The organism is Pseudomonas sp. SH10-3B (genome assembly GCF_019891415.1).
Taxonomy (GTDB): Bacteria; Pseudomonadota; Gammaproteobacteria; order Pseudomonadales; family Pseudomonadaceae; genus Aquipseudomonas.
This window is the reverse complement of sequence record NZ_JAFLXD010000006.1, coordinates 94030-110672: the sequence shown is the minus strand read 5'-3', so window position 1 is coordinate 110672 and position 16643 is coordinate 94030. Positions and strand designations below refer to the sequence as shown.

Genomic DNA, 16643 nt, shown 5'->3' with positions numbered 1-16643 from the left:
GTTCTGAGACTCAGGCGGGCTTGACCCGCTCCGAGGGCCTGCGCACCCCGGCCACAATCTTGTCCACTGCCTTGGTCGCCGCGACCATGCCGAATGTGGCCGTCACCATCATTACCGCGCCAAACCCGCCGGCGCAGTCGAGCTTCACCCCATCACCGACAAAACTCTTCTGCAAACAGATGCTGCCATCCGGCTTGGGGTAGCGCAGTTGCTCGGTGGAAAACACGCACGGCACGCTGTAATGGCGGGTCACCGTGCGGGAAAAGCCGTAGTCACGGCGCAGGGTAGAGCGCACTTTCGACGCCAAGGGGTCATTAAAGGTACGGTTCAGGTCGCATACCTGGATCAACGTCGGGTCGATCTGCCCGCCGGCGCCGCCGGTGGTGATGATCTGGATCTTGCGGCGCTTGCACCAGGCGATCAGCGCGGCCTTGGCGTTGACGGCGTCGATGCAGTCGATCACGCAATCGATGTTGGGCGTGATGTATTCGGCCATGGTGTCGCGGGTCACGAAGTCCGCCACCGCATGCACCGTGCAATCCGGGTTGATAGCGCGCAGGCGCTCGGCCATCACTTCGACCTTGGGCTTGCCCACGGTGCCGTCCAAGGCGTGCAGTTGGCGGTTGCTGTTGCTGACACACACGTCGTCCAGGTCGAACAGGGAGATCTCGCCCACCCCGCAACGGGCCATGGCTTCCGCTGCCCACGAGCCGACGCCACCGACGCCGACAATCGCCACATGGGCCGCTTTCAAGCGTTCCAGGCCTTCAATGCCATACAAGCGGGCGACGCCTGCAAACCGCGGATCTTCTGTGCTCATGACCATTACCCCAAAAACCGGCGCGCATTATGGACTACATAGCGACAAGTTCGAAGCTACAAGCTACAAGTAAAGAACTTAGAGGCTGTTTCGCTGACTAACGTCCGGCTTTTCTCTGTCTGCTATACGCTCATGGAGCGGCCGGTGTAGGATGCGCGCCGTTCGGCGCAGGCCGACACCTCTTTTCGTTCCGCACCCTTTGGAACCCGAAATAGCCATGTCATCGCGTAAATTTGGACTCAACCTGGTGGTGGTGCTGGCAATTGCCGCGCTGTTCACCGGCTTCTGGGCGTTGATCAACCGCCCGGTCACTGCTCCCAACTGGCCTGAGCAGATCTCCGGTTTTTCCTACTCGCCGTTCCAGCAAGGCCAGTTCCCGCAGAAAGACCAGTACCCCACCGACGAGCAGATGCGTCGCGATCTGGAGATCATGAGCAAGCTGACGGACAACATCCGTACTTACTCGGTCGACGGCACATTGGGTGACATTCCCAAGCTCGCCGAAGAGTTCGGCCTGCGCGTAACGCTGGGGATCTGGATCAGCCCGGACCTGGAGCGTAACGAGCGCGAAGTCCAGCGCGCCATCGAGATCGCAAACAGCTCGCGCAGTGTCGTGCGGGTTGTCGTCGGTAACGAGGCGCTGTTCCGTGAAGAGATCACCCCTGAAGCACTGATCGTGCTGCTGGACCGGGTGCGCGGCGCCGTGAAAGTACCGGTGACGACCTCCGAGCAATGGCATATCTGGGAAAAGAACCCGCAACTGGCCAAGCACGTCGACCTGATCGCCGCGCACATCCTGCCGTTCTGGGAGTACATCCCGATGGACAAGGCCGGCCAGTACGTACTCGACCGCGCCAAGGACCTGAAGAAACTGTTCCCGAAAAAGCCACTGCTGCTGTCGGAAGTGGGCTGGCCAAGTAACGGCCGGATGCGCGGCGGGAATGAAACGTCCCCGGCAGACCAGGCGATTTACCTGCGCACGCTGGTGAACAAGCTCAACCGCCAGGGCTACAACTACTTCGTGATCGAGGCCTTCGACCAGCCGTGGAAAGTCAGCGACGAAGGCTCGGCCGGCGCTTATTGGGGCGTGTACAACGCCGCGCGCCAGCAGAAGTTCAACTTCGAAGGGCCCGTCGTTGCGATCCCGCAATGGCGCGTCCTGGCGATCGGATCGGTGGTGCTCGCACTGCTGTCCCTGACCCTGCTGATGATCGACGGCTCATCCCTGCGCCAGCGTGGCCGTACCTTCCTGACCTTTATCGCGTTCCTCTGCGGTTCGGTACTGGTGTGGATCGGCTACGACTACAGTCAGCAATACAGCACGTGGTTCAGCGTGACCGTCGGTATCTTGCTCGCGCTGGGCGCCCTGGGGGTGTTTATCGTGCTGCTGACCGAAGCCCACGAACTGGCGGAAGCGGTATGGACCCACAAACGCCGACGTGAATTCCTGCCGGTGGAAGGCGATTCGGACTACCGCCCGAAAGTGTCGATCCATGTGCCGTGCTACAACGAGCCGCCAGAGATGGTCAAACAGACCCTCGACGCCCTGGCCGCCCTCGATTACCCGGACTACGAAGTCCTGATCATCGACAACAACACCAAAGACCCGGCGGTGTGGGAGCCGGTACGCGACTACTGCGAAACCCTGGGCCCGCGCTTCAAGTTCTTCCACGTCGCGCCCCTGGCCGGTTTCAAGGGCGGTGCTCTGAACTACCTGATCCCGCACACCGCCAAGGATGCCGAAGTGATCGCGGTGATCGACTCGGACTACTGCGTGTCGCCGAACTGGCTCAAGCACATGGTGCCGCACTTCGCCGACCCGAAAATCGCCGTGGTGCAGTCGCCACAGGACTACCGCGACCAGAACGAAAGCACGTTCAAGAAGCTCTGCTACGCCGAATACAAAGGCTTCTTCCATATCGGCATGGTCACCCGTAACGACCGCGACGCGATCATTCAGCACGGCACCATGACCATGACCCGTCGCTCGGTGCTCGAAGAGCTTGGCTGGGCTGACTGGTGCATCTGCGAAGACGCCGAACTGGGCCTGCGCGTGTTCGAGAAAGGTCTGTCGGCGGCGTATTACCACGACAGCTACGGCAAGGGCCTGATGCCGGATACCTTTATCGACTTCAAGAAACAGCGTTTCCGCTGGGCCTATGGTGCGATCCAGATCATCAAGCGTCACACCGCCAGCCTGCTGCGTGGCAAAGACACCGAGCTGACCCGTGGCCAGCGCTACCACTTCCTCGCGGGCTGGTTGCCGTGGGTGGCGGATGGCATGAACATCTTCTTCACCGTCGGCGCGCTGTTGTGGTCGGCGGCGATGATCATCGTGCCGACGCGGGTCGACCCGCCGCTGCTGATTTTCGCGATCCCGCCGTTGGCGTTGTTCGTGTTCAAGGTGGGCAAGATCATCTTTCTCTACCGCCGTGCGGTGGGTGTGAACCTCAAGGATGCGTTCTGCGCCGCCCTGGCTGGCCTGGCGCTGTCCCACACCATCGCCAAGGCGGTGCTGTATGGCTTCTTCACCACCAGCATTCCGTTCTTTCGTACCCCGAAAAACGCGGATAACCACGGCTTCTGGGTAGCGATTTCCGAAGCCCGCGAAGAAATGTTCATCATGCTGCTGTTGTGGGGCGCCGCGCTGGGTATCTACCTGGTGCAGGGCCTGCCGAGCAATGACATCCGTTTCTGGGTGGTGATGCTGCTGGTGCAATCGCTGCCGTATGTGGCGGCGTTGATCATGGCGTTCCTGTCGTCGCTGCCAAAACCGGCAGTGGCACCTGAGCCTGCACCTGCGGCTTAAAAACTTGCGCAATGCACTAAACGGCGGCCTCTGGCCGCCGTTTTGCTATAAGATAACGGCCGTTTTGTCTGCCCGCCCTGCTCTTCCAAACATGCTTTCCGGAGTTTTCCCATGACGGCCCATGCCGACCTTTCGCCGACCCTTCAACTTGCCATCGACCTGATCCGTCGCCCCTCGGTCACGCCGATCGACGCCGATTGCCAGAAGCTGATGATGCAGCGCCTGGGCGACGCCGGTTTTGCGCTGGAGCCGATGCGCATCGAGGACGTGGACAACTTTTGGGCCACCCATGGCAAGCACGACGGTCCGGTGCTGTGCTTCGCCGGCCACACCGACGTGGTCCCCACCGGCCCGGTACAAGCCTGGCAGAACGACCCGTTCGACGCCTTGATCGACGAAAACGGCATGCTCTGCGGGCGGGGCGCGGCCGACATGAAGGGCAGCCTGGCGGCGATGCTGGTGGCGGCAGAGCGCTTCGTCCGCGACTACCCGGACCACAAGGGTTCGGTCGCTTTCCTGATCACCAGCGATGAAGAAGGCCCGGCGCACCACGGCACCAAGGCCGTGATCGAACGCCTGGCGGCGCGCAAGGAGCGCCTGGACTGGTGCATCGTCGGCGAGCCGTCGAGCACCACCCTGGTGGGCGATGTGGTCAAGAACGGCCGTCGCGGCTCCCTCGGCGCCACCCTGACCGTGCGCGGCGTGCAAGGCCACGTGGCCTACCCGCACCTGGCGAAGAACCCGATCCACCTGGCCGCACCGGCCCTGGCCGAACTGGCCGCCGAACACTGGGACGACGGCAACACCTTCTTCCCGCCGACCAGCTTCCAGATCTCCAACCTCAACTCCGGCACCGGCGCCACCAACGTGATTCCGGGTGACCTGACGGCGGTGTTCAACTTCCGTTTTTCCACCGAATCCACGGTCGAAGGCCTGCAACAGCGCGTTGCGGCGATTCTCGACAAGCATGACCTGGACTGGCATGTGGAGTGGGCGCTGTCGGGCCTGCCGTTTCTTACCGAGCCGGGCGCATTGCTCGATGCGGTGTCGGCCAGCATCAAGGCAATTACCGGGCGTGAGACCCAGGCCTCCACCAGTGGCGGCACCTCCGATGGGCGCTTCATTGCGACCCTTGGCACCCAAGTGGTCGAGTTGGGCCCGGTGAATGCGACGATCCACCAGGTCAACGAGCGGATCCTGGCCAGCGACCTCGATGTGCTGACCGAAATCTATTACCAGACCCTGATCAAGTTGCTCGCCTGATGCTGGCCTGCCCCATTTGCAGCGCCCCGCTCAACGCGGTGGACAATGGCGTGGCGTGCCCGGCCGGGCACCGTTTCGACCGCGCGCGCCAGGGTTACCTGAACCTGTTGCCGGTGCAGCACAAGAACAGCCGCGACCCGGGCGACAACCTGGCCATGGTCGAGGCGCGCCGTGACTTTCTCAACGCCGGGCACTATGCCCCGGTGGCCAAGCGCCTGGCCGAGCTGGCCGCTGAACGCGCACCGCAGCGCTGGGTGGACATCGGTTGTGGCGAGGGTTACTACACCGCGCAAATCGCCGAGGCCCTGCCCCATGCCGATGGCTACGCGTTGGACATTTCCAAGGAAGCGGTCAAGCGCGCGTGCAAACGCAACCCGGCGCTGACCTGGTTGATCGCCAGCATGGCCCGCGTGCCGTTGGCCGACGCCAGCTGCCAGTTCCTCGCCAGTGTGTTCAGCCCGCTGGATTGGCAAGAGGCCAAGCGCCTGCTCAGCCCGGGCGGCGGCTTGATGAAAGTCGGCCCTACCAGCGGCCATCTGATGGAACTGCGCGAGCGCCTGTACGACGAAGTGCGCGAGTACACCGACGACAAGCACCTGGCCCTGGTGCCGGACGGCATGAGCCTGGCGCACAGCGAAACCCTGGAATTCAAGTTAAGCCTGGCCGAGCCCCAGGACCGCGCCAACCTGCTGGCCATGACGCCCCACGGCTGGCGCGCCAGTGCCGAACGCCGTGCCGAGGTGATCGAGGCGGCCGAACCGCTGCTGGTCACGGTATCGATGCGCTACGATTATTTCGTGCTTCAATAACCGACTTTTAAACATCCGCGAATGGATTTTCGAATCCCGCAACGAGGAATATCCATGCGCCAACCCGATATCGAGATTTACCTGAAGGACGCCGACGTCGACTACAAGGCCATCGCCACCTGGCTGGGCGCCGCCCTGGGCCCGTGCAGCGACTGGGTCCAACGTGGCCAGACCTACAAGTGCAAGGCCGGTGACGTGCCCGTGACCTGGCTGCCGAAAGCCGTGGGCAAGTGGAACAGCCTGTATCTGGAAAGTGACCAGACGCCGTGGGAAGACGACATCGCCTGCGCCCGCGCGGCGTTTGCTGCGCTGAACGTGGAAGTGCGTTGCGCGCCGGGGACATGGGTCGAGGAAGAAGGTGAAGAAAGCGCCGACACCTGGATTCGCATCAGCGCGGACGGTGAAGAGCAGATCACCTGGAAAACTGCCTGAGTCTGAATTGCGAACCCAGTCAAATGCGGGAGGGGGCTTGCCCCCTCCCACATGGGTTCTGCGGTGTAACAAATCCGCATTACAAACCGACCACATCCTCCGCCTGCAACCCTTTCTCGCCGCTCACCACGGCGTATTCCACCTGCTGGCCCTCGGCCAATGAACGGTGGCCGTCACCGCGAATGGCGCGGTAGTGCACAAACACATCCTTGCCATCTTCACGTTGTATAAAGCCGTAGCCCTTGGCGTCGTTGAACCACTTCACATTGCCGGTTTCGCGCGTTGCCATCTGTTCACTCCCACTTGATTGTTATTGTTGAGTCGGTCGCGTTGAACTGCCGAGTATAAGACAGGCTCAAAAACGATCAACTCAAGTTTACATCGCTGCTTTTTTGCCGATTTTCGGCGAATACGGCACACTACCCGCCCGAGCGCCTGCTCGGTTTTTCCCACTTGAAGCAGCTCGCCTATGACCCGCTCCCCGTTCCGCCGTCTGGTATTTGGCACCTTGCGCCGACTGTTGTACCTCTGGGTTCGCTCAGAGACGATCAACCAGTCGTCCCTTACCCTCAACCTGGACCGCAGCCGGCCGGTGTTTTACGTCCTGCAATCGCCCTCCCTCACCGAATTGGCCGTGGTCGATGCCGAGTGCACCAAGGCCGGCCTGCCGCGCCCGGTGCTGCCGGTATCGGTAGGTCCGCTGATGGAGCCTGCGGCGTTCTTCTACCTCACACCCGAGCCGGACTGGCTCGGCCGTCAGGACAAGCGCGGCGCGCCGCCAACCCTGACCCGCCTGGTCAACACCCTCAGCGAACACGCCGAAGAGAATGCACAAATCATTCCGGTCAGCGTGTTCTGGGGGCAAACCCCTGCGAGCGAGTCCAGCCCGTGGAAACTGCTGTTTGCCGACAGCTGGGCGGTCACTGGGCGTCTACGCCGGTTGTTGAGCATCCTGATCCTGGGACGCAAGACCCGCGTGCAATTCTCCGCGCCCATCAACCTGCGTGAATTGATCGAGCACAATAAAGGCCACGAACGCACCGTGCGCATGGCCCAACGCATCCTGCGCGTGCACTTTCGTAACCTGAAGACTGCGGTGATCGGCCCCGATTTGTCCCACCGGCGCAATCTGGTCAAGGGCCTGGTCAACATGCCGCTGGTGCGCCAGGCCATTGCCGAGGAAGCCGAGCGCGAAAAAATCAGCCCGGAAAAAGCCAAGGCCCAGGCCCTGCGCTACGGCAACGAGATTGCCTCCGACTACACCTACACCGCGATCCGTTTCCTGGAAGTGGTGCTGAGCTGGTTCTGGAACAAAATCTACGACGGCATCAAGGTCAATAACATCGAGGGCGTGCAAAAGGTTGCCCAGGGCTACGAGGTGATTTATGTGCCTTGCCACCGCAGCCATATCGACTACCTGCTGCTGTCCTACCTGCTGTTCAAGAACGGCCTGACCCCGCCGCACATCGCCGCCGGCATCAACCTGAACATGCCGGTGATCGGCAGCCTGTTGCGCCGTGGCGGTGCGTTTTTCATGCGCCGCACCTTCAAGGGCAACCCGCTGTACACCTCGGTGTTCAACGAATACCTGCATACCCTCTTCACCAAGGGCTTCCCGGTGGAGTACTTCGTCGAAGGCGGGCGCTCGCGCACCGGGCGCATGCTGCAGCCGAAGACCGGGATGCTGGCGATCACCTTGCGCAGCTTCCTGCGCTCATCGCGCATGCCGATTGTGTTCGTGCCGGTGTATATCGGCTACGAACGCGTGCTTGAAGGCCGCACCTACCTCGGCGAACTGCGCGGGGCGAGCAAGAAGAAAGAGTCGATCTTCGACATTTTCAAAGTGATCGGCGCACTCAAGCAGCGCTTTGGCCAGGTCGCGGTCAACTTCGGCGAGCCGATCAAGTTGGCGGAATTCCTCGACGCCGAGCAACCGGACTGGCGCACCCAGGAACTGGGCCCGAACTACAAACCGGCCTGGCTCAACGAAACCACCAACCGCCTCGGCGAGCGGGTGGCCCGCCACCTGAACGAAGCCGCCGCCGTGAACCCGGTGAACCTGGTCGCCCTGGCCCTGCTGTCGACCACGCGCCTGGCCCTGGATGAACAGGCCATGGCCCGCCAGTTGGACCTGTACCTGGCGCTGCTGCGCCGCGTGCCTTATTCACCGCACACCACCCTGCCCGACGGTGATGGGCTGGCGCTGATCAAGCACGTCAAGGACATGAACCTGCTGTCGGAACAGAGCGATGCCCTGGGCAAGATTCTGTACCTGGACGAGCAGAACGCCGTCCTGATGACCTACTACCGCAACAACGTACTGCACATCTTCGCCCTGCCGGCGCTGTTGGCCAGCTTCTTCCAGAGCAGCTCGCGGATGAGCCGCGAGCAGATCCTGCGCTACACCCACGCGCTGTACCCGTACCTGCAATCGGAGCTGTTTATCCGCTGGTCGCTGGAAGAGCTGGATACCGTCGTCGACCAGTGGCTGGAGGCCTTTGTCGAACAAGGCCTGCTGCGCTTCGAAAACAATGTGTTCCTGCGCCCGGCACCGAGTTCGCGCCAGTTCGTGCTGCTGACGTTGCTGTCCAAGACCATTGCCCAGACCCTGCAACGCTTCTACATGGCGATCTCGCTGCTGCTCAACAGCGGCCAGAACAGCATCAGCGCCGAAGAGCTCGAAGACCTGTGCACGGTCATGGCCCAACGCCTGTCGATCCTGCACGGGCTCAATGCCCCGGAATTCTTCGACAAGAGCCTTTTCCGACATTTCATCCAGACCTTGCTGGAACAAGATGTGCTGCGTCGCGATGAAGCGGGCAAGTTGAGCTATCACGATCTGCTCGGTGAACTGGCCGAAGGCGCGGCCAAGCGCGTGTTGCCGGCGGAGATTCGCTTGTCGATCCGCCAGGTGGCCTTGCACCGTGTGGATGGCGCAGCCGAAGCGCCGGTGGAAGCAGAAGAAACACGCTAGATTGAAGAAGGCGCCAGCTGGATGCTGGCGCCGTTGAAAAGGAGCTGCACCATGAAAAAGATCATCCTCCTGGGTCTCACCGCCCTGCTCGGAGCCTGCCAATCCATGCATCCAGCACCCAAGGCCAGCCTCGACGGCGAAGTGTTCTACCTGCAACGTATCGCCCTGCCGCCAACCGCCACCTTGAGTGTCAGCCTGCAGGACGTGTCCCTGGCCGATGCGCCTGCCGTGACCCTCGCCGAACAGAAAGGCCCGGTCAAAGGCCAGGTGCCGCTGCCGTTTCACCTGACCTACGACCCCGCGCAGGTCAAGCCGGGCCACAGTTACTCGGTGAGCGCTCGCATCGAACTGGATGGCAGGCTACTGTTTATCACCACCGAACGGCACGCGGTGCAGCTCAACGGCCAGGATCCACAGCCGCTGCGCCTGCGCGTTGATGCGGTCGCTCACTGAATTTTACGAACATAAGGAAGCGCTCATGCTCCGCAACTCCCTTCGCCTCACTGCCCTGTGTGCCGGCCTGCTGCTCGGCGCCAATGCCATGGCTCTGGACCTTGGTAGCCTGTCCCAGGGCGACGCCAGCGGCGGCCTCAAGGACGCCCTGACCCAAGGTGCGCAGATCGCGGTGAAACAACTGGGTGTACCCGGCGGTTTCAGCAACAACCCTGAAGTGAAAATCGGCCTGCCGGGCAAGCTGGGCAAAGTCGCCGACAAGCTGAAAATGTTCGGCATGGGCGACCAGGTCACGCAGTTGGAAGACAGCATGAACAAAGCCGCTGAAACTGCCGTGACCCAGGCCCAGCCGATTCTGGTCAATGCGGTGAAGAACATGAGCGTGACTGACGCCAAGGGCATCCTCAGCGGCGGCCAGGACTCGGCCACCCAATACCTGAACAAAAGCAGCCGCGAAGCCATCCGCGCCAAGTTCCTGCCGATCGTCAAGGCCGCTACCGACAAGGTCGGCGTCGCCCAGCAATACAACGCCCTGGCCGGCAAGGCCGCCGCATTTGGCGCCGTGGATGCCAAGAGCGCCAACGTCGAAAACTACGTGACCGAACAGGCGCTGGATGGTTTGTTCAAGATGATTGCGCAGCAGGAAGAGACGATTCGCAAGAATCCGGCAGCTGCGGCTACCAGCCTGGCGAAGAAGGTGTTTGGCGCACTTTAAGCCGTGGAAGAATCGCTCCCTGCAACGGGGAGCGATTCAATGCAGTACCGACTCAGCCAATCGCCCCACCGTCAACGTAGCAAAGCATCCCATTGCCAGCGCCGTCGCACGGTTGATCTTCAGGGGTGTCAGCCAGGCTTTTTGCAGCCCTTCGAAGCGACTGCCGAACACGATCCACGCAGACCCTACGGGTATCACCACCAATGCCAGTGTGGTCATGAACCCGGCATAGCCTTGCCATGTGGCAAAACTGCCGGCCGGTGCAATGAACGACACGATCAACAGCCCCTTGGGGTTCATCAGCGTCAGCCAGAAAAAATTCAACCCACTGAAGCGATCACGGCCAGGATCGACGGTGCTGTTTTTGCGTTGCCAGAGCCGGTATGAGACATACAGCAGGTAACAGGCCGCCGCCAATTGCGTGAGCTTCGATGCCCACGGCGAATAGGCCGCCAGGTAGAGCAGTGCAACGCCCCACACCGAGACTTGCAGCAAGTAAGCCAGGCACTCGACCAACGCCAACCACCAGGACGCGCGATAGCCAAACAGCACCCCGGCGCGAAACAGCAGGGTGTTGGTCGGGCCGGGGGCGAGTAATAACAACATCAGGGCTGAAACAGTAGCCAGCATGATTACACGACGTCCTTCCTCACTCGGAACCATGCAGCATACAGGGCTGGAAGGAACAATAGGGTCAACGCCGTCGCCACAATCAGCCCGCCCATGATCGCCACCGCCATCGGCCCGAAGAACACACTGCGCGACAGCGGAATCATCGCCAGCACCGCCGCCAGGGCAGTGAGCACAATCGGCCGGAAACGGCGCACGGTGGCTTCGATAATCGCCTGCCACGGAGCCAGGCCGGCCTTGATGTCCTGTTCGATCTGGTCCACCAGGATCACCGAGTTGCGCATGATCATCCCCGACAGCGCGATGGTGCCGAGCATGGCCACGAAGCCGAAGGGTTGGCGGAACACCAGCAGGAACAACGTGACACCAATCAGGCCCAACGGCGCGGTAAGAAACACCATCGCCGTGCGTGAGAAGCTGCGCAGTTGCAGCATCAGCAAGGTCAGCACCACCACGATAAACAGTGGCACACCGGCCTTCACCGAGTTCTGCCCGCGCGCAGAATCCTCGACGGTGCCGCCGACGTCCAGCAGGTAGCCATCCGGCAGCTCGGCGCGCACGCCTTCGAGGGTCGGCAGGATCTGCTGCACCAGGGTCGCCGGTTGCTCCTTGCCGTAGATATCGGCGCGCACGGTCACCGTCGGCAGGCGGTTACGGTGCCAGATAATGCCCTCTTCAAAGCCGTATTCGAGGGTGGCGATCTGCGACAGCGCCACGCTCTTGCCGTTGTCGGTCGGTACCGCCAGGCTGGGCAGCAGCGACAACTCGGTGCGTTCGTGGACGGTGCCGCGCAGGAGGATTTCGATCAACTCGTTGTCCTCCCGGTATTGGCTGACGCTGGAGCCGGTGAGTGAGCTTTGCAGGAATTTCGACAGGTTGGCGGTGCTGACGCCAAGGGCGCGCGCGCGGTCCTGGTCGATATTGAGGTAGACGATCTTGCTCGGTTCTTCCCAGTCCAGGTGCACATTGACCACGTGGGTATTTTCGCGAACCTTGGCCGCGACTTTGCGTGCGAGGGCGCGAACTTCCTCGATGTGTTCGCCGGTAACGCGAAACTGCACCGGATAGCCCACGGGCGGACCGTTTTCCAGACGGGTAACGCGCGAGCGCAGGTCGGGAAATTGTTCGTTGAGGGTTTCGATCAGCCAGGTACGTAGGCTTTCGCGTTCCTCAATGGTTTTAGCCAACACCACGAACTGCGCAAAACTGGCCGCTGGCAGTTGCTGGTCCAGCGGCAGGTAGAAACGCGGCGACCCCGTACCGACGTAGGCCACGTAGTTCTCGATACCGGCGTGTTCCTTGAGCAAGGCTTCCAGGCGCTTGACCTGGTCAGCGGTGTTGCTCAGGGAAGCGCCTTCGGCCAGTTTCAGGTCGACCATCAATTCCTGGCGACCTGAGGCCGGGAAGAACTGTTGCGGCACAAAGCGGAACAACGCCACCGAGCCGATAAACAGCAGCAGCGTGAGCACAATCACGGTTTTGCGCCGACGCACGCACCACTCCACCAAACGCCTTACACGTTGGTAGAACGGTGTGCCGTAGGGATCCGGGCCATCGGTGCCATGTTTGGCCGCGTGAATCTTCGCCAGGTCCGGCAGGAGTTTTTCCCCCAGGTACGGCACAAACACCACGGCGGCGATCCATGAGGCGAGTAACGCGATGGTCACTACCTGGAAGATCGAGCGCGTGTATTCACCTGTGCTCGACTGCGCGGTGGCAATCGGCAGGAAGCCCGCCGCCGTGATCAGCGTGCCGGTGAGCATCGGGAAAGCAGTGCTGGTCCAGGCAAAACTGGCCGCCTTGAGCCGGTCGTAGCCCTGCTCCATTTTGATTGCCATCATCTCCACGGCGATGATCGCGTCATCCACCAGCAGACCGAGGGCCAATACCAACGCGCCCAGGGAGATCTTGTGCAGGCCGATGCCGAGGTAATACATGGTGGCAAAGGTCATCGCCAGCACCAGCGGAATCGCCAGGGCCACCACCATGCCGGTGCGTACACCCAGGGAGAAAAAGCTCACCAGCAGGACAATCGCCAATGCCTCGGCCAACACCTGCACGAATTCTCCGACACTGGTTTTCACCGCTGCCGGTTGGTCTGACACCTTGCGCAGCTCCATGCCCGCCGGAAGGTTCTTTTGCAAACGTGCGAATTCGCCTTCGAGGGCCTTGCCCAATACCAGAATATCGCCGCCATCACGCATGGCCACGGCCAGTCCGATAGCATCCGCCCCCATGTATCGCATGCGCGGTGCCGGTGGATCGTTGAAGCCGCGGTGAATGTCGGCTACATCGCCGATGCGAAAGGTTCGATCACCGACACGAATCGGAAAGTTGCGGATCTCTTCCACCGTCTTGAAGTTGCCCGACACGCGCAATTGCACGCGCTCGCTCGGGGTTTCAAAGAAGCCGGCAGTGGATACCGCGTTCTGCTCCTGCAACGCCTGCTGCACAGCGGCCAACGGCAGGCCAAGGGTAGCGAGCTTGAGGTTGGACAGTTCGATCCAGATCTTCTCATCCTGTAAGCCAAGCAACTCGACCTTGCCCACATCCGCTACCCGTTGCAGCTGAATCTGGATGCGGTCGGCGTAGTCCTTGAGCACGGCATAGTCGAAGCCGTCGCCGGTCAGCGCGTAGATATTGCCGAAGGTGGTGCCGAACTCGTCGTTGAAAAACGGCCCTTGGATATCCGGGGGCAAGGTCTGGCGGATGTCGCTGATCTTCTTGCGCACCTGGTACCACAGCTCAGGAATCTGCGCGGAGTGCATGGAGTCGCGTGCAATGAAGGTGACCGTGGACTCACCAGGGCGAGAGAAAGAGACAATGCGCTCGTACTCGCCGGTCTCCATCAGTTTTTTCTCGATACGCTCGGTGACCTGGCGCGAGACTTCCTGGGCCGTAGCGCCGGGCCAGTTGGTCTTGATCACCATGGCTTTAAAGGTGAACGGTGGGTCTTCGCTTTGCCCCAGCTTGGTGTAGGACAAGGTGCCGACCACCGCCAGCAGGATCATCAGGAACAGTACGATCTGGCGGTTACGCAACGCCCATTCGGAAAGATTGAAACTCATCGGGGACTACTCCTTGGCCGCCAGATTCACTACACGGTTGGAGCCATCCACTGGGCGTACCTGCTGGCCCTCGTGGAGCACATGCACACCGGCGGCAACCACCCAATCGGTGGGCGCCAGGCCTTCCAGCACCGGTACGGTTTTTTCGCCGAAGGCGCCGATGCGTACCGGCGTGCGCTTGAGGGTGTTGTCCGGCTGTACACGCCAGACGTAGGACGCACCGTTCTCCGCACTGAGGGCAGACAGCGGTACCGACAGCGGAACAACGCCGTCGACCTGTATGAATACGCGAGCGCTCTGACCCAGTTCCGCCGGGACTTTGCCGCCGGTGAAGGCAACGCGAGCGGCGAAGGTCCGCGATTTTGGATCAGCCGCAGGCGACAGTTCACGAATGCGCCCGGTGAAACGCTGGCCCGGCTGGCTCCACAATTCCACGGCCACCGGCTGGCCGATCTTGAAGCGACCAAACCCTTGTTCGGGCAGGCTGATGAGCACTTCGCGCTCGCCATCGGTGGCCAGGGTGAACACGGTCTGGCCAGCGGAGACCACTTGGCCGACCTCTACTGTGCGCTTGGCCACGACGCCATCCTGCGGCGCGCGTAATACGGCGTAACCGGCCTGGTTACTGGCGACGTCGAACTCGGCCTTGATCTGCTTGAGACGCGCCTCACCGGAGCGGTAAAGGTTTTCGGAATTGTCGTACTGGGAACGGCTGACCATCTGACGGTCCATCAGGGTCTTGTAGCGATCACGCTCGGCGCGCACCAGGCTCAGGTTGGCCTCGGCAGCGGCGACCTGGGCACGGGTGGCCTCCAGTTGCAGGCGCACGTCTTGGGGATCCAGCTCCGCCAGCGGCTGGTTGGCCTTGACCCGCTCACCCTCCTCTACCAGGCGTTTGCTGACTTTGCCACCGATGCGAAAGGCCAGGTCCGGCTCATAGCGAGCGCGTACTTCACCGGGGTAGCTGTCCGTCGACTGCGCAGAGGGTTGCGGCTGCACCACCATGGCCGGGCGGACGGTGGTCTGGATCGGGTCTTCATGGCCGCAAGCGGACAGCAGGAAGACCAGGCAGACAGGCAACGCAAAGGGCAGGAAAGTGCTGCGCATGCTGAAGGACCTTTCGCAAATGAAGCTAGGAATAATTATACTGGCCAGTATGTTATTAATACCAAACTCGCCAGTCCAGTATTAAAGGTGAAAATGTCCGACAATCCTGTAAACACCAATAGCCCCGGGCGTCCCAAGGACATGGCAAAACGCCAGGCTATCCTCTCGGCAGCGAAAACCCTGTTTTTGAGCAATGGCTACGCCAACACCAGCATGGATGCCGTGGCCCTTGAGGCCGGCGTGTCGAAACTGACCGTCTACAGTCACTTCACCGACAAAGAAACCTTGTTCACCGCCGCCGTTGTAGCCAAGTGCGAGGAACAGTTGCCGGTGATGTACTTCGAACTGCCTGAAGGCATGCCGGTGCAAACGGTATTGTTGAATATCGCGCGGGGATTCCATCGGCTGATCAACAGTGAAGAGTCGGTGAACCTGCATCGCCTGATGATGACCACCGGCAATCAGGACGTGAAACTCTCACAGATCTTCTTCGAAGCCGGGCCCATGCGCATGCTCCAGGGCATGGAGCGCCTGCTCGGCAAAATCGACCAGAGCGGCGCCCTGCGCATCGATAAACCGTTTACCGCGGCCGAGCACTTCTTTTGCCTGCTCAAGGGCACGGCGAACTTTTGCTTGCTGTATGGCTGCGGCGGGCAGTTGAGTGAGGAAGCCGCCGAAGCCCATGTGCAGGACGTGGTGGGGTTGTTTATGCGGGCCTATAGGCCTTGAGCCCGCTTGCCACACGTTCTTGCGTACCTTTTAAGGCTTGAGTGCTTTCTTGGGATAAATGTCATACCGGCTGGACTTGCCATCCAGCGCGTGGCTCGGCTTGGGCCCCTCGATGCAGGGCGCCTTGCGCGGGCGCTTGACCACCACACGGTGGCTGGCCAAGGCCAGGGCGGCGGCCAGCAGGGCCGGTGCATCCGGGTCATCGCCCACCAGTGGCCGGAACAGGCGCATTTCTTTCTTCACCAGGGCGGTTTTCTCACGATGGGGGAACATCGGGTCGAGGTAGATCACCTGGGGCGGCTCCCCCTGCCAATTGAGCATCACGTCAATGGAGTTGCCCTTGAGCAGCTTCATACGCGCGACGATGGGCGCCACGTCAAAATCCTGCGTACCGCGTGCCAGGCCATCTTCGAGCAGGGCGCCAATCAGCGGTTGCCGCTCGATCAGGCTCATCTCGCAGCCCAGGCTGGCCAGCACGAACGCATCCTTGCCCAGACCGGCCGTTGCGTCCAGCACCCGGGGACGCACGCCTTGGGCAATACCCACGGCCTTGGCGATCATCTGTCCGCTGCCGCCACCATATAGCCGCCGGTGAGCCGCGCCGCCTTCGACAAAATCCACTCGCACCGGTCCCGGCGCGTCAGGCCCAAGCTGCTGCAGTTGCAGGCCGTGTTCCCCCACTTGTAGGGAAAAATCCGCATCCGCGAGCTGTAAAGGCAAGCCGAGCTGTTCAGCCCACTGCTCGGCCCGGGCCTGAAAACCTTCGCTCAAGGCCTCGACCTGGATGCGGCTGGCCGCTGGTTGTTCACTCATCAATCGCTACGCTCAAAAATA

Annotated in this window: 14 protein-coding genes; 8 read left to right on the top strand and 6 right to left on the bottom strand. The window is 61.5% G+C overall.

Going from position 1 to position 16643, the window contains the following annotated elements; all coding sequences use genetic code 11:
* Positions 1 to 10: 10 nt before the first annotated feature.
* Positions 11 to 820, bottom strand: coding sequence for a tRNA cyclic N6-threonylcarbamoyladenosine(37) synthase TcdA (tcdA, locus tag J1G35_RS07035; RefSeq protein WP_223014248.1), 810 nt, complete (start codon positions 818 to 820; stop codon positions 11 to 13).
* A gap of 217 nt (positions 821 to 1037) precedes the next feature.
* Here tcdA and J1G35_RS07030 point away from each other — a divergent pair, with 217 nt between their 5' ends.
* The 4 genes from J1G35_RS07030 (at position 1038) to J1G35_RS07015 (ending at position 6133) form a co-directional block, all read left to right on the top strand.
* Entirely contained in the window at positions 1038 to 3629 is a 2592-nt protein-coding gene (locus J1G35_RS07030) for a glycosyltransferase (protein WP_223014246.1), read from the top strand.
* Between the two features lie 111 nt (positions 3630 to 3740).
* Complete coding sequence (gene dapE / locus J1G35_RS07025) at positions 3741 to 4892, top strand: succinyl-diaminopimelate desuccinylase (RefSeq protein WP_053137294.1); 1152 nt, start codon at positions 3741 to 3743, stop codon at positions 4890 to 4892.
* Positions 4892 to 5701, top strand: a complete 810-nt coding sequence (locus J1G35_RS07020) for a putative RNA methyltransferase (RefSeq protein ID WP_053137298.1) — start codon at positions 4892 to 4894, stop codon at positions 5699 to 5701. The genes dapE and J1G35_RS07020 overlap by 1 nt, the downstream gene beginning before the upstream one ends.
* A 54-nt stretch (positions 5702 to 5755) precedes the next feature.
* Entirely contained in the window at positions 5756 to 6133 is a 378-nt protein-coding gene (locus J1G35_RS07015) for a hypothetical protein (protein WP_223014244.1), read from the top strand.
* A 79-nt stretch (positions 6134 to 6212) separates the two neighbouring features.
* Here the strand turns inward: J1G35_RS07015 and J1G35_RS07010 are convergent, their stop codons facing one another.
* Positions 6213 to 6422: a cold-shock protein gene (locus tag J1G35_RS07010; protein WP_017529713.1), complete on the bottom strand. Its 210-nt coding sequence runs from the start codon at positions 6420 to 6422 to the stop codon at positions 6213 to 6215.
* Between the two features lie 180 nt (positions 6423 to 6602).
* On the opposite strand from J1G35_RS07010, the gene plsB reads away from it, so the two are divergent.
* Genes plsB through J1G35_RS06995 form a run of 3 tightly spaced genes read left to right on the top strand, consistent with a single transcriptional unit; the run spans position 6603 to position 10275 of the window.
* A complete protein-coding gene (plsB, locus tag J1G35_RS07005; protein ID WP_223014242.1) occupies positions 6603 to 9107 on the top strand; it encodes a glycerol-3-phosphate 1-O-acyltransferase PlsB in 2505 nt (834 codons plus the stop codon).
* 51 nt (positions 9108 to 9158) lie between these two features.
* Complete coding sequence (locus J1G35_RS07000) at positions 9159 to 9560, top strand: YbaY family lipoprotein (protein WP_053137307.1); 402 nt, start codon at positions 9159 to 9161, stop codon at positions 9558 to 9560.
* A gap of 25 nt (positions 9561 to 9585) precedes the next feature.
* Positions 9586 to 10275 carry a DUF4197 domain-containing protein gene (locus J1G35_RS06995; RefSeq protein WP_053137310.1) on the top strand — a complete coding sequence of 230 codons (690 nt, stop codon included), beginning with the start codon at positions 9586 to 9588 and terminating at the stop codon, positions 10273 to 10275.
* A gap of 36 nt (positions 10276 to 10311) precedes the next feature.
* Here the strand turns inward: J1G35_RS06995 and J1G35_RS06990 are convergent, their stop codons facing one another.
* From J1G35_RS06990 to J1G35_RS06980, 3 genes are read right to left on the bottom strand one after another with little or no spacing between them, the layout of a single operon-like run.
* Positions 10312 to 10905, bottom strand: a complete 594-nt coding sequence (locus J1G35_RS06990) for a LysE family transporter (protein ID WP_053137313.1) — start codon at positions 10903 to 10905, stop codon at positions 10312 to 10314.
* Positions 10906 to 10907: 2 nt separating this feature from the next.
* Positions 10908 to 13973, bottom strand: coding sequence for an efflux RND transporter permease subunit (locus J1G35_RS06985; protein ID WP_223014241.1), 3066 nt, complete (start codon positions 13971 to 13973; stop codon positions 10908 to 10910).
* Between the two features lie 6 nt (positions 13974 to 13979).
* A complete protein-coding gene (locus tag J1G35_RS06980; RefSeq protein ID WP_223014239.1) occupies positions 13980 to 15080 on the bottom strand; it encodes an efflux RND transporter periplasmic adaptor subunit in 1101 nt (366 codons plus the stop codon).
* Positions 15081 to 15173: 93 nt separating this feature from the next.
* On the opposite strand from J1G35_RS06980, the gene J1G35_RS06975 reads away from it, so the two are divergent.
* Complete coding sequence (locus J1G35_RS06975) at positions 15174 to 15809, top strand: TetR/AcrR family transcriptional regulator (RefSeq protein WP_223014237.1); 636 nt, start codon at positions 15174 to 15176, stop codon at positions 15807 to 15809.
* A gap of 30 nt (positions 15810 to 15839) precedes the next feature.
* On the opposite strand, the gene J1G35_RS06970 is transcribed toward J1G35_RS06975, so the two are convergent.
* Positions 15840 to 16622, bottom strand: a complete 783-nt coding sequence (locus J1G35_RS06970) for a class I SAM-dependent methyltransferase (protein WP_223014235.1) — start codon at positions 16620 to 16622, stop codon at positions 15840 to 15842.
* Between the last annotated feature and the right edge of the window lie 21 nt (positions 16623 to 16643).

Coding starts and splice junctions, on each gene's coding strand:
- tcdA (WP_223014248.1), bottom strand. CDS start 820: ATGAGCACAGAAGATCCGCGGTTTGCAGGCGTCGCCCGCTTGTATGGC.
- J1G35_RS07030 (WP_223014246.1), top strand. CDS start 1,038: ATGTCATCGCGTAAATTTGGACTCAACCTGGTGGTGGTGCTGGCAATT.
- dapE (WP_053137294.1), top strand. CDS start 3,741: ATGACGGCCCATGCCGACCTTTCGCCGACCCTTCAACTTGCCATCGAC.
- J1G35_RS07020 (WP_053137298.1), top strand. CDS start 4,892: ATGCTGGCCTGCCCCATTTGCAGCGCCCCGCTCAACGCGGTGGACAAT.
- J1G35_RS07015 (WP_223014244.1), top strand. CDS start 5,756: ATGCGCCAACCCGATATCGAGATTTACCTGAAGGACGCCGACGTCGAC.
- J1G35_RS07010 (WP_017529713.1), bottom strand. CDS start 6,422: ATGGCAACGCGCGAAACCGGCAATGTGAAGTGGTTCAACGACGCCAAG.
- plsB (WP_223014242.1), top strand. CDS start 6,603: ATGACCCGCTCCCCGTTCCGCCGTCTGGTATTTGGCACCTTGCGCCGA.
- J1G35_RS07000 (WP_053137307.1), top strand. CDS start 9,159: ATGAAAAAGATCATCCTCCTGGGTCTCACCGCCCTGCTCGGAGCCTGC.
- J1G35_RS06995 (WP_053137310.1), top strand. CDS start 9,586: ATGCTCCGCAACTCCCTTCGCCTCACTGCCCTGTGTGCCGGCCTGCTG.
- J1G35_RS06990 (WP_053137313.1), bottom strand. CDS start 10,905: ATGCTGGCTACTGTTTCAGCCCTGATGTTGTTATTACTCGCCCCCGGC.
- J1G35_RS06985 (WP_223014241.1), bottom strand. CDS start 13,973: ATGAGTTTCAATCTTTCCGAATGGGCGTTGCGTAACCGCCAGATCGTA.
- J1G35_RS06980 (WP_223014239.1), bottom strand. CDS start 15,080: ATGCGCAGCACTTTCCTGCCCTTTGCGTTGCCTGTCTGCCTGGTCTTC.
- J1G35_RS06975 (WP_223014237.1), top strand. CDS start 15,174: ATGTCCGACAATCCTGTAAACACCAATAGCCCCGGGCGTCCCAAGGAC.
- J1G35_RS06970 (WP_223014235.1), bottom strand. CDS start 16,622: ATGAGTGAACAACCAGCGGCCAGCCGCATCCAGGTCGAGGCCTTGAGC.